This is a genomic window from Pseudoalteromonas sp. MMG005 (assembly GCF_018101015.1).
Taxonomy (GTDB): domain Bacteria; phylum Pseudomonadota; class Gammaproteobacteria; order Enterobacterales; family Alteromonadaceae; genus Pseudoalteromonas; species Pseudoalteromonas aurantia.
Genome location: NZ_JAGJEK010000014.1, coordinates 122,754 through 134,981, shown reverse-complemented (window position 1 = coordinate 134,981; position 12,228 = coordinate 122,754). Strand labels below are relative to the sequence as shown.

The following is a 12,228-nucleotide window of genomic DNA, read 5'->3' as shown; positions in this document are numbered from 1 at the left end:
ATGCTACACCGTACAACCAATTAAATTGCACATTAGTTCAATTGTCTTAAGCCATTGAAATTCATATTGCACTAAAAAATTTCCTAACGTAGCCCAAATAATAGTAAGACCTGCAACAAGGGTAAATGCAAAACCAACTGCAAATATATTCATTTGCGGCGCAGCACGGGTCATAATGCCAAATGAAATATTAATCACCAACATGGCTGTTAACGGTGCAAGGGATAACGCCATTGCCGTTGAAAACATCCACCCTCCCCAATTCACTATTTGCCAATAATTATCGACAATCCACCATTGCCCATTAATTGGAAAAGTTTGAAAACTAAACACTACCATTTGAATCATCATTAAATGACCATTCAAAACAAAAAACAATAATGTAGCTAAAATCAAGTAAAACTGACCAACCGCAGGGACACTCAAGCCATTAGCGGGGTCAACCACAGAAGCAAAACCAAGGCCCGTTTGCATAGCCAAAATCTGCCCTGCAATAATAAATGTATTAAGTAGCAATAAAGATGCAAATCCAATGGCTATGCCAATGATCATTTGTTGAATAACAACGAAAATCATAGAAAATGAGAAGAGGTCACTAAATTGCGAAGTAGGTAAAACAGGCATCACGGCAAAAGTAACCGTTACAGACAGTCCAAGTTTTATTCTCGTTGGTACACTCTGTGCCCCCAGCCCAGCCATCACCATAATCATCGAGCTAATACGTACTAAAGGAAGTAAAAAATCGCTTAACCACTGGACTATAATCGCAAAAGGAAACTCCACGACTAACCTGCAATTTCAGGAATTGATAAAACTAAACCAGTGAAAAAATCCATCAGCTCTTGTGTGAGCCAATGCCCCCCAGCAATCAATGCTAAAATTGTAACAATTAGGCGTGGTAAAAAACTCAACGTTTGTTCATTAATTGACGTAGCTGCCTGGAAAACAGCAACAACGAGTCCGATAGATAAGCCAGGAAGTACAATTGCTGCAACGAGTTTTATTACTAAAAACAATGCATTGCTTAATATATCAACAAATACTTCTGGATTCATACTATGCCCCTAGCCCAAAACTCCGAGCGAGTGTGCCCATAACAAGACCCCAACCATCAACTAAAACAAAAAGCATAATCTTAAATGGAAGAGAAACAATCATAGGCGATAGCATCATCATACCCATTGCCATCAAGACACTAGCAACCACTAAATCAACAATCAAAAAGGGAATAAAAAACATAAAGCCAATAATAAATGCCGTTTGCAATTCGCTTGTCACAAAGGCGGGGATTAGCACAATAAATGGTGTATCTTCAGGCTGCTCTAATTTGTCATAGCCTGCAATTTGCACAAAGGTTTCCAAATCTTTTAATCGGGTTTGTGACAACATAAACGCCTTAATCGGCTCCTTCGCTTCAGTTAATGCCTGAATCGATGTCATCTCTTCATTCAAATATGGCGTGACGGCTTTTTCATTTATATCCTGCAAAATTGGCGCCATTATAAAAAAAGTCAAAAACAATGACATGCCCAACAGTATTTGATTGGACGGCGACTGCTGAAGACCTATAGCCTGACGTAATATAGCCAGTACGATAATTATTCTCGTAAATGAAGTCATCATTATGACTGCCGCTGGAATAAAACTCAGTGCCGTCATAATTGCAAGTACTTGCAATGTCACTGAGTATTCTTGAGAACCATCGGGATTGGTTGTAATACTCAAAGCATCAATGCCCTCTGCGCTTACATAGGGTGTAAAAAACAGGAACAGTACTACAGCGAATAATCTAATCATTTGGTGTGTTCTTATTGTGCTTATTGTGCTTATTATCAGGCGTAAAGAAGCGGCTTAGCTCCTTTGCAAATACAGGCGAGTTTTGCACATCGAGAGGTGTATCTAGCTGATATAAAAAATTAATATTTTGTGGCGTTACACCTAGTAAAAGTTGCTTATCGTCAACCTCAATAACTAATAAACGCTCTTTAGTCCCTAAAGGAAGACTCCTGATCACTTTAAAATCATTGTTATTGCCAATATTAGGATTTAACTTTTTGAGAAAAAACCCTAACCCAATGATCAACAACAACACCATCAAAAGAGACAAACCAACTGACACTAGCTCTGAACTGAAGCCCGAGGGCTGTACAGCTGTGTAAGCTACACTTGGGTATAAACTAATTGCAAATAAAAAATGTTTCATCGTAATTTTTTTATGCGTTCAACTTGGCTGATAACATCCGTTAGACGAATACCAAACTTATCATTTACTACTACAACCTCTCCATGTGCAATAAGAGTACCATTAACAAGTACATCTAGAGGCTCACCAGCGACTCTGTCGAGCTCTACAACAGAGCCTTGGTTTAATTGTAATAAATTACGGATATTAATTTTAGACCGACCCACTTCCATAGAAATAGTCACTGGTATGTCTAAAATGGTATCTAGTTTTCGGGCTTCATCGGCTGACAAGTTACCTGATGCATCTGTTAACTCATCAAGCTCTGCTAACTCAGGCTCTCCACCTTGATCCGCATCATCAGCCTCTGCTAATGCCGCAGCCCACTCATCCATTGTATCTTGGTCATCACTCATACTATTAAAACCTTTATCAAATCAATTATCACCAATCTAAATCTACGCCATCAGATAAGTGCAAATCTTCTTCTAACTCAGCCAGCTCAGCATCAGAGTCAAGTTTCTTTCCACCTTTAGTAAAGACATGCAACTCTGATTTCACAGATTCTGGACGTTTAATTTTCTCGCTGATCTGCAGCGCTATGTTGTCTCTTGAACGACCCATTTTTGCTCGATATGTTGGTAACTCTTCAACAAATACCGTTATATGCTCTGGCATTTCAACCGGGATCACATCCCCCGTTTTCAGCCCCATAATTTGTTCAAGGGATAAATCAACCTCAAGAAGTTGTGTTGATAACTCAACCTCAACGTCCATAATCTCATCTCTGAGCGCTTTACTCCATCGTAAGTCGGTATCTTCAGTGTCTGATTGCACACCCGCATCAAGTAGTTCACGAATCGGCTCTAACATAGAGTAAGGTAGGGATATATGGAAATCGCCACCACCACCATCGAGCTCAATGTGAAAAGAGCTAATAACAACCACTTCCGTAGGGCTCACAATATTTGCCATTGCTGGGTTTACTTCTGAATCTAAATACTCAAACGAAACATCCATCACAGGTGCCCACGCTTCTTTATAATCTTCAAAAATAATCTTTAGCAGCATCTGAACGATACGTCTTTCGGTTGGGGTAAATTCTCGACCTTCAATTTTAGCGTGATAGCGACCATCACCACCAAAAAAATTATCCACTAAAATAAAAACAAGTCGTGCTTCCATGGTGATAAGACCAGTACCCTTCAAAGGTCGAAAACGCACCATATTCAAGCTGGTTGGTACAAATAAGGTATGTATATATTCACCAAATTTGAGCATTTGCACACCGTTTATCGATACTTCTGCTGTACGGCGCATCATATTAAACAAGCTAATACGCATATGGCGAGCAAAACGTTCGTTCACAATCTCAAGGGTTGGCATACGCCCACGAACAATACGATCTTGCGATGAGAAATCGTACTGTAGCGCATGAGAGGACTCACCTTCTTCACCTTCAACAACTTCTTCTTCTTCAACTTCATCGACACCGTGCAATAGTGCATCAATTTCGTCTTGAGATAATAAATCACTCACCGTAGGACTCCATTACTGCATCACAAAGCCAGTAAATAATACACGCTCAACAACTTTGCTACCCTCGACACCTTCCATTGCAGCCTGTACTTTATCTAAAGCAGTTAAGCGTAACGTTTCTTTTCCAGCACTAGTACTCAATTCATCTGCCGTCGTAGTTGAAAATACACTTAGCAGGGTCCCTTCTATCAAGGGGATATGCTTTTTAGCAATTTCTTCATTCCCATCACCACGAACCAATAACTGCACTTTTATCTGCACTATACGATCTCGGCTTGCGCCCGGTACATTAAAAACAAAAGGTCTCGGCATTGCAACGTATAACGCACTGCCGGTTTCAGCCGCTGCACTTGGCTCAGGCGCTTCAACAATTGCTGTTTCTTCCTCGAGTGTTTCCGCTGGTTCATCCGAGCCAGACATTAAGAAAAATCCAGCTACGCCACCTAAGATAACCACAACTGCGGCTATAATAATAATCAGCTTTTTTTTACCGCCACCAGCTTCTTCTATCTCTAAATCTGTTTCTTCTGCCATACCAATCCTTAAAAGTGATATAAAGTCACAAGGTTTCTTTATATATCATAGCAGTTGTTAGGCATAGTAATCTATTCCTGACCCTTCATCTGCTTTACTATTCATCAATTGAGCAGTATTTTGCGCCTCGTCATTGTTATTGGCAAGTCTAGAATTCCCTTCTTGTTGATTATTCTCGCTTTGTTCATCCCGTTGACCTTGATCCTCTTGCTGAATATTACTCTCACCCAATTCTATGCCTTGTTCAGCCAACATCTCTTTTAGTTTTGGCATTGACTGCTCAAGAGCTTCCTTAGCCTGCTGATTTTGAACGACAAAATTGACTTGAGCTTGTTCAGCATCACTTCTAATACGAATTTGCATACTGCCTAACTCTGGTGGATCTAATCGAACTTCAGCTTCTTTATTATTCAAGTTCAACATCATCGATACTTTCTCTTGAAGCACTTTTGCAGCATCATTTCGAGCAACATTTATCGCTTGCTGTATCTCTGGATCCATCACCACTCGGCCTGATAAGAGTGATGTTTGATTTTGATTTGACACTTGTTGCCCCTGTGTAGAATCTAATACTTGCACGGGGCTGTTATAATCAACAAAGTCTGTATTGTTCACGCTTTGTGGTACAACAGGTTGAACAATAGCTTTAAATAACTGCTCGACTTGAATATTAGATACGGGTTTTCTAAGTGCATTTATTTCTGCAGTGTCTACATTATCATCAGCGGCTGCTTGACCTTTAATTACAGCCTCTTTCACTGCTTCTTCTTGCAAGGCTTTCAATTCACCACTTCGGTATCCATCGCTTTCAGATTGAGGAACCCGAGAGGTGATGCTTTCAAGTACTGTGCTTAATTTAGGCTGATTCTCATACCTTACAGCATTAAGTGGGTTATCCGGATCCACCACGTCATCTTCACCTATTTGTATTTCTATCTGCGGTGCTTTTCCATTGCGCTCATTGTTCATAAATTGAAGAGCACGCTGTGCATTTTCTTTCGCATCAGGCGATAAAGTGTTGCTATTTATGGCCTGCTGTAAAGCAAGCTGAAGTGACTTTTTCTCATTGCTATTAAGTTGTTCAATATGTGTTTTGAGCTGCAAATCTTTTTCTATAAGCGGTGTTTTATCCTTCTGTTGAGTCACCGTAGGCTGCTCATTCACCTCCTCTTTCTTTATGAATCTACTGTCTATTGCGATTGCGTTGTACTTAGTATTGCTACTCGATTGTCTATCCATACGTACTTCAGCACTCTCTTGATTGGCGTTTTCCTCCGTAGGTTTGTTCTCTCCTGTTTGTGAAGCTTCATTAATCAATGTCGGGTCTTTTTTGGCTATGTCATTATTTGCCACAGATGACGATAAAACAGGTGTACTTTTGCCCAGATAATTATCCTTATAACCCGACTCTATATCCTTAAGCGCTTTATCAACATCAGACGCTTTTGTGGCCTGTGTATCACCACTTGTCACTGCATCATTTTTTGTACCTTTAGATATTAATTCCGCTTTATTAGTAAACAAAAGCTGATCATCTGATTCTTTTTCATTCTTTAAATTTCCCCCAATCTGTTGTTCTGGCTTGGCATTTTTTGAAGCATTCAATTGCTCCATTGCCTGTGCAACTTGAGACAGTTTTGAATACTCTGGGGTGGTCGGTTGTGTGTAACTTTTTACTGATGTACTTTGCTGTTGCGCAGCATTAATTTGCGCTAGGAAATCACCGTCACTATTGTTTGCTGTAGACTTAACAACCTCTTTTGCATCTGGCTCTACAATAGTAGCAGAATAGGCTTTAGTAGAAGAGCTGGCTTCATCAGTAGAGGGACGGACTTCGGCTTGATTATCACGCGTATTAATATCACCTGTTTTACCAGCCGTTGTAGGGGTTTCATGCTCTTTGCTTCCCGTCAACAACTCTTCTTTTGGCTCGTTACCATCTCTTAATTTAGATTTATTCTCTGGAGTCTCTTTTGAGTCATAAGACGAGGCGTACTCTTCATATCTACTCAATTCGTTTGCAAATTCTTCATTAGCTACCGCTGCACCTTTTCGCTCTTCGTATTTGACTTTCTCTAAATACTCAGAGTTGAGTATAGCTAAATCTTGTTTCACATTGAGCATATGATCACCTTTTACATAACGGCAAAACCACGCCGTTTACATTAATAACTTATAAGAACAAGCAAATAACAAGCCAATCTAACTTGCTTTACGTCGCACAAACTGATTTGTTGCAAACTCATCTAACATAGCCTGCTCAGCTTTATTTAATCGCTTCTGCTTTTCCAAAGCTCTTTTATCAATAAGCATTTCAATTGCTTTTGCTTTTACTTGTTGAGCTAGCCAAATTTTTTTCCGCTGCTCAACAACTTGTTGTGCCGTCATAACTGTCGAGGCTTGCTGTTTTATGGCATCTTCAATTTTTTTAATAAATGATTGATATTGATTAAAGCCACTGGTTTGCAGTCCCGCTAACGCTTTCAAATGAAGCTGCTGAGTATATTCAAGACGAAAATCATTCAAGCCTTTGAGCTTTTGCTGATTAATGCTCAGGTGCTGTTGAGCCTGACTATAATTAACTCGTAGTTTTTCTTCTTTTTCACTTTCAAGCTTATACAGGAGTGCCAATTTATCTGCCGCCATTAGCCTTGCCCCAATAATTGTGCAAGCCCTTGCAAACATTCATCATAATTGAGCACATCTTTCATGCCTTGTTGTAAGAATGTATTCACTGTCGGCATCATGGTAATTGCTTGATCTAACATTGGGTCACTGCCTTTTTGGTAAGCACCAAGTGTTATCATGTCTTTGTTTTGTTGATACATAGAGTAAACTTGTTTCAACACTCGTGCTTGTTGCATATGACTCTCAGACACCACTTGCGGCATAACTCGACTGATCGACTTTTCAATATCAATTGCAGGATAATGACCACTATCGGCGAGCTCTCGTGATAAAACAATATGACCATCTAGAATCGCACGCGCTGCATCTGCGATAGGGTCTTGCATGTCATCACCTTCACTTAAAACCGTAAAAAATGCCGTGATTGACCCTTGCCCTTCACCGCCATTACCCGCTCTTTCTACTAAAGCTGGCAACTTAGCAAATACTGAGGGCGGATAACCCTTAGTGGCTGGAGGTTCACCAACCGCTAATGCGATTTCACGTTGCGCCATCGCATACCGGGTCACTGAATCAAGTAACAGCAAAACACTTAACCCCTGATCTCGAAAATATTCCGCGATTGTGATTGCACTCTCACAGCCTTTCAACCTCATCAACGGAGATGCATCCGCTGGTGCTGCAACAACAACAGAACGCTTTCGTCCCTCAGCACCTAATATTTCGTCAATAAATTCTTTAACTTCTCGACCACGCTCGCCGACTAAACCAACCACGATAACATCGGCTTCACTGCCACGCGTCATCATGCCCAAAAGCACCGATTTACCCACCCCACTTCCTGCAAATAGGCCCATTCTTTGTCCTTGACCTACTGTAATAATTGAATTGATAGCCCTAACACCGACATCCATTGGCTCCTTGATTGGTCGCCTTGCTAATGGATTAATCGGCTCTTGAGCAAATTTTAACGTTTCTTGCGTATCGACCGAGCCTAAACCATCCAATGGACGACCAAGCCCATCAACCACTCTCCCTAGCAACCCCATCCCAACTGGCAACCCTGTTTCATTCAATTGCGGAATAACCCGTGCGCCAGGTAATACTCCCGAAATATGGTCATTTGGCATCAAGTACAACGTATCATCATTAAAACCAATTACTTCGGCATCGACAAAACCACGAATTGTTTCGATTTTACATTGACTTCCCACGGGTGCGATTAACCCTTTAGCTTCCAGTGTTAGCCCTACAACACGTGTTAGACTGCCTGCTACGGGCACGGAGAATTGCGGTATGTGATCTTGGTAGCGAGCGATCCGCTCTGCGAGAGTATTGGTTTGGCTCATCCGGTTACGTGATTCTGAATGTTAGATATCACTATCATGCAAGAATTTATCCAAAATTTCTCGCATACGTGTTTTTAATGTCATATCAATCGATGACTGTACCGTTTTAACCTCACACCCTCCTCTAGCCAAAGTCGGTTCGGGCGTTAATTGCCATTGTTGTTTAGATAACTCATCCTCTCCGTAGGCTTGCTTAACCAGCTCAAGGTCTTCAGGGTGTAAATGCACCTTCACATTTTGCTGCACGATAGGCAACGCATCCATCCCTTTTTTCAACGCCAATAAAACTACATCAGGGTTTAATTTTACTTCTTGAAAAATAACCGCTTCCGCCAATAAATTGGCAAGAAAAACCAGTTGCTTTTCACACGCTTCATCAACAAGTCTCAGGGGAGAATTTAAATCGCTTACTAACTGAGATAGCACCTGTAGCTTCTCATCTATCAATGGTTGTGCATCGTCCAGCCCTTGTTGTTTGCCAATTTCAATCCCCTCTTTATAACCAGCGTCTTTTCCTTCTGTCATTCCTTTATCGAAGCCATCGATATAACCTTGTTCATGACCTTGCTTTATCCCTTCTTCATAAGCGTCTTGACGAATTTGTTCAAGTTCTTCCATTGTTAATGTCGGAAATTCAGGCTCATGTGCTTGCGGCTCTGCATTCACTTTTTCTTCCGGCTTTTGGAACACTTCTTCCAAAGGTTGGCCAAACGCCGTTGAACGACCAGCATATTTCCTAGGGTCATCAGCAACATCAGGGATCGGCCAGTTTTTTAGCAACTCATCTAATGCCTCTCCCTCAACAGGGCGCCCTTTATAAAACTTTGGATCACTCATGGTTTACAAGAACTCCTCACCGCCACCACCGCCTAACATAATTTCACCGGAATCAGCTAATCTTCTGGCCGTTGAGAGTACTTCTTTTTGAGCGGCTTCCACTTCACTTATTCGCACAGGAGGCATTGCTTCCAAGTCATCAGCCATCATCTCAGCTGCACGCTTCGACATATTAGCCAAAATCTTATCTTTGAGTGCATCATCAGTGCCTTTGATAGCTTTCATCAACACATCTTGTTGAACTTCACGGAGAATCGCTTGAATACCTCTGTCTTCTACATCCAATAGGTTCTCAAATACAAACATTAAGTCTTGGATCTGCTGTGACATTTCTTCATCATGCTCACGTATAGAGTCCATTAATTGCCCTTCAACATTGGTATCTAGATAATTCATAATATCCGCAGCCGCTTTCAAGCCTCCCATTTTAGCTGCTTGTGCGCCCGCTTGACCGGCAAACTGTTTCTCCATAATTTCATTTAGTTCTTGTAAAGCGGCCGGCTGAACTTCTTCTAAGTTAGCAATACGCATAGTCAAATCTAAACGAACCTTCTCCGGGAATTGAGACAAAATCTCCGCCGATTGCTCTGGTTCTAAGTATGACAAAACAATGGTTTGGATCTGAGGGTGCTCATTTCGAATTATATTCGCAACTTGCTTTGAATCCATCCACTTGAGTGAATCCAAACCTTTAGCACCCGAACCCATGACAATTTGGTCAATCAAACTCGCCGCTTTATCTTCACCCAATGCAGCGGTTAATGCTTTACGAATAAAATCTTCTGATTGGAAGCCAATAGTACTGAAACTCTGTATTTGTTCAATAAACAGATTATGTACAGCACTAATCTTAGACTGAGATAAATCATCTAGTGCAGCCATCGACATACCGACTTTTTGTACTTGCTTTGGCTCAAGGTGCTTCAGTATCTGAGCTGCATCTTCTTCAGTAAGGCTCAATAATAAGATTGCAGCTTTATCAACACCATCAAGTTTTTCAACATCAAAGGTTGCCGGTAATTGTTTTTGTTCTTCATCAGTCATCTTCTGTTAACCACGCTTTCACTACTTGTGAGGAGAGTTCTGGCTCATTAGCTACTAAAGCTCGTACTGCTTTAAGTAAGTCTTCATCGCCATGTAAGTCTGGTAATTGTAATGTACCATCCGACGAGAAACCAACAGCTGCTGAATCAAAGTCGTTATTTAACATATCTAACGTGCTATCGCCTAAGTCAACACCTGAAGTTAATGAATCTTCATCAAACTCTTCTAATGTATCATCTGGGTAAATCAGGCGCTTCAACATCGGTCTTACAACCGCTAGAATTAGCACAATAATAACCAATGCTCCCATCACAAGACGCATTGTTTTCATAAACCACTCTTGTTCCCACAAAGGTAATTCCGCAGTTTCTAAAATGTCTTCTCGCACAAACGGCACTGTCACAACTTCAAGCGCATCACCACGCTGCATATCAAACCCGACACCACCTTGCAGTAACCGTCTTATATTATTTATTTCTTCTTGGCTTCTCGGCGCCATAGTTACGGTGCCCTCGGCATCTGCTTTAGCCAAATAATCAACCGCAACTGAAACACTGATCCTGCGTATAACACCACTTTGTTGGCGCTTATGGCTAATAGTGGTATCTAGTTCATAATTACGTGTTGCTTCTTTATGCGTTCTACTTGGATTTGCATTATTACGCCCATTGCCTTGCCCAGCAACTTCAGGAATATTTGAATTTACAGGAGGCTGATTCGTCAACGCACCAGGGATCCCTACTGCAAGCCCTCCTATATTATTTTCTTCGAAGGTTGTTTCACTTCTCACAGCCGGTAAATCAGGGTTAAAGCGCTTTTGTGTTTCTTCAATGGCGCTAAAGTCCATTGTTAAGTCAACCTGCGCTGTAAATTTCCCTAATCCAACTACCGGGATTAAAATACTATCAATTTTTTCTAAGTACTCTTGCTCTCTTTTACGTTCTAAATCATACTCTTTACGAGAACGAGCAGCCAATGAATCTTGTGACCCGGAATTAAGTAATCGGCCATTTTGGTTTGTCACAGTTACACGCGCCGGTTCAAGCCCTTGAACAGCTGAAGCGACGATATCAACAATAGCATCCACTTCTTCTCCATCCAAAGAACGACCCCGTTTAAGCGTGATTACAACTGTTGCAGAAGGCTTTTTTTCTCTTCTTGCGAATACATTTTCCTTTGGGATAGCCAGTAAGACTTTTGCTCTGGTAATCTCTTGAAGTTCTTCAATTGTACGCGCGAGTTGCTGCTCGCGACCGTGCTTTAAACGCTCTCTTTCTAATCGCTGGCTCACACCGAAACCCATATCTTGCATTAAAATATCGGTACCAGAGCTTGGCGACTGAGTAAAGCCATCTCGCGCCATTTTGAGTTTAATATTTTGGTAGTCATTTTCAGCAACCATGATGGTGTTGCCATCTAACTCATATTCGACCTTTTGCGCATCTAAAAAATCTAATGTTTGTACAAGCTCATCTGTTGGATACTGCCCTAAAGGACGCATGTCTGGTTGGCGGGCCCAAATGATGATAAAAATTGCGATCGCCAAACAAATCGCCAATGCTATTACCAAAGTAACTTGACGCAACATATCAACGCCACTTAACCCACTCAAATAGCCTGATTTCTGTTCTTGTTGGTCTTCAGATCCGCCATCGCCTACAGCGCCATCGGATAAAGCCAGTTCAGTTGATTGATTCGTTGCCACAGTTACTCTCCACTACCCAAAAATTATACTGGCATGCTCATGATTTCTTTGTACGACTCAACAAGCTTATTGCGAACTTGCACCGTTGCTTCAAAAGCAACGGAAGATTTTTGTGAGGCAATCATCACTTGAGAAAGAGAGACACTGCGATCTCCCATCTCCATGGCCGTTACTTTAGATTTTGCATCTTTTTGTAAGCCACTTACAGTATTAATTGCATCTGATAGCAAATCACCAAATTGTGCAGAAGATGTAGCGGCACTTTGTACTGGCATAGTTGCATCAGGTTTATTGCGTGTCGCCTCGATAGCGAGTGACTGCATTTCTTGATATAAAGTATTAGGTTGAATATTCATGTGCTGATCCTGTAAATTTGTTACACGCAGAATAAAGCATTAATCATGCCAACT

14 protein-coding genes are annotated in these 12,228 nt (G+C 41.2%); all 14 read right to left on the bottom strand.

The genetic code is table 11. The features are described 5' to 3' along the window. Positions 1–3: 3 nt before the first annotated feature. Complete coding sequence (gene fliR, locus J8M01_RS12725; RefSeq protein WP_211058215.1) at positions 4–783, bottom strand: flagellar biosynthetic protein FliR; 780 nt, start codon at positions 781–783, stop codon at positions 4–6. A gap of 2 nt (positions 784–785) precedes the next feature. Further along, positions 786–1,055, bottom strand: coding sequence for a flagellar biosynthesis protein FliQ (fliQ, locus tag J8M01_RS12720; protein WP_211047789.1), 270 nt, complete (start codon positions 1,053–1,055; stop codon positions 786–788). Between the two features lies 1 nt (position 1,056). Next, complete coding sequence (gene fliP / locus J8M01_RS12715) at positions 1,057–1,797, bottom strand: flagellar type III secretion system pore protein FliP (protein WP_211058214.1); 741 nt, start codon at positions 1,795–1,797, stop codon at positions 1,057–1,059. Next, on the bottom strand, positions 1,790–2,203 hold the full coding sequence (gene fliO / locus J8M01_RS12710) for a flagellar biosynthetic protein FliO (RefSeq protein ID WP_211058213.1): 414 nt from the start codon (positions 2,201–2,203) through the stop codon (positions 1,790–1,792). The genes fliP and fliO overlap by 8 nt, the downstream gene beginning before the upstream one ends. Further along, entirely contained in the window at positions 2,200–2,598 is a 399-nt protein-coding gene (gene fliN, locus J8M01_RS12705) for a flagellar motor switch protein FliN (RefSeq protein ID WP_192506854.1), read from the bottom strand. Before fliN ends, fliO begins: the two co-directional genes overlap by 4 nt. Positions 2,599–2,626: 28 nt before the next feature. Next, positions 2,627–3,721 (bottom strand): flagellar motor switch protein FliM, encoded by a 1,095-nt coding sequence (gene fliM / locus J8M01_RS12700; RefSeq protein ID WP_210996225.1) that lies wholly within the window; start codon positions 3,719–3,721, stop codon positions 2,627–2,629. A gap of 12 nt (positions 3,722–3,733) precedes the next feature. Continuing rightward, positions 3,734–4,255, bottom strand: a complete 522-nt coding sequence (fliL, locus tag J8M01_RS12695; protein ID WP_211047786.1) for a flagellar basal body-associated protein FliL — start codon at positions 4,253–4,255, stop codon at positions 3,734–3,736. Positions 4,256–4,312: 57 nt separating this feature from the next. Continuing rightward, positions 4,313–6,379 carry a flagellar hook-length control protein FliK gene (locus tag J8M01_RS12690; protein WP_211058212.1) on the bottom strand — a complete coding sequence of 689 codons (2,067 nt, stop codon included), beginning with the start codon at positions 6,377–6,379 and terminating at the stop codon, positions 4,313–4,315. A 78-nt stretch (positions 6,380–6,457) separates the two neighbouring features. Next, entirely contained in the window at positions 6,458–6,901 is a 444-nt protein-coding gene (gene fliJ / locus J8M01_RS12685) for a flagellar export protein FliJ (protein ID WP_211058211.1), read from the bottom strand. Then, positions 6,901–8,232, bottom strand: a complete 1,332-nt coding sequence (fliI, locus tag J8M01_RS12680; RefSeq protein ID WP_192506849.1) for a flagellar protein export ATPase FliI — start codon at positions 8,230–8,232, stop codon at positions 6,901–6,903. The genes fliJ and fliI overlap by 1 nt, the downstream gene beginning before the upstream one ends. 21 nt (positions 8,233–8,253) lie before the next feature. Beyond that, complete coding sequence (gene fliH / locus J8M01_RS12675) at positions 8,254–9,069, bottom strand: flagellar assembly protein FliH (RefSeq protein WP_211058210.1); 816 nt, start codon at positions 9,067–9,069, stop codon at positions 8,254–8,256. A gap of 3 nt (positions 9,070–9,072) precedes the next feature. Next, a complete protein-coding gene (gene fliG, locus J8M01_RS12670; protein WP_010364930.1) occupies positions 9,073–10,113 on the bottom strand; it encodes a flagellar motor switch protein FliG in 1,041 nt (346 codons plus the stop codon). Then, positions 10,106–11,818 carry a flagellar basal-body MS-ring/collar protein FliF gene (gene fliF / locus J8M01_RS12665; RefSeq protein ID WP_211058209.1) on the bottom strand — a complete coding sequence of 571 codons (1,713 nt, stop codon included), beginning with the start codon at positions 11,816–11,818 and terminating at the stop codon, positions 10,106–10,108. Before fliF ends, fliG begins: the two co-directional genes overlap by 8 nt. Before the next feature lie 23 nt (positions 11,819–11,841). Continuing rightward, the gene (fliE, locus tag J8M01_RS12660) at positions 11,842–12,174 is read right to left on the bottom strand and encodes a flagellar hook-basal body complex protein FliE (RefSeq protein ID WP_192506846.1); all 333 of its coding nucleotides are present in this window, start codon (positions 12,172–12,174) and stop codon (positions 11,842–11,844) included. Between the last annotated feature and the right edge of the window lie 54 nt (positions 12,175–12,228).

Coding starts and splice junctions, on each gene's coding strand:
- fliE (WP_192506846.1), bottom strand. CDS start 12,174: ATGAATATTCAACCTAATACTTTATATCAAGAAATGCAGTCACTCGCT.
- fliJ (WP_211058211.1), bottom strand. CDS start 6,901: ATGGCGGCAGATAAATTGGCACTCCTGTATAAGCTTGAAAGTGAAAAA.
- fliL (WP_211047786.1), bottom strand. CDS start 4,255: ATGGCAGAAGAAACAGATTTAGAGATAGAAGAAGCTGGTGGCGGTAAA.
- fliG (WP_010364930.1), bottom strand. CDS start 10,113: ATGACTGATGAAGAACAAAAACAATTACCGGCAACCTTTGATGTTGAA.
- J8M01_RS12690 (WP_211058212.1), bottom strand. CDS start 6,379: ATGCTCAATGTGAAACAAGATTTAGCTATACTCAACTCTGAGTATTTA.
- fliH (WP_211058210.1), bottom strand. CDS start 9,069: ATGAGTGATCCAAAGTTTTATAAAGGGCGCCCTGTTGAGGGAGAGGCA.
- fliI (WP_192506849.1), bottom strand. CDS start 8,232: ATGAGCCAAACCAATACTCTCGCAGAGCGGATCGCTCGCTACCAAGAT.
- fliN (WP_192506854.1), bottom strand. CDS start 2,598: ATGAGTGATGACCAAGATACAATGGATGAGTGGGCTGCGGCATTAGCA.
- fliO (WP_211058213.1), bottom strand. CDS start 2,203: ATGAAACATTTTTTATTTGCAATTAGTTTATACCCAAGTGTAGCTTAC.
- fliQ (WP_211047789.1), bottom strand. CDS start 1,055: ATGAATCCAGAAGTATTTGTTGATATATTAAGCAATGCATTGTTTTTA.
- fliP (WP_211058214.1), bottom strand. CDS start 1,797: ATGATTAGATTATTCGCTGTAGTACTGTTCCTGTTTTTTACACCCTAT.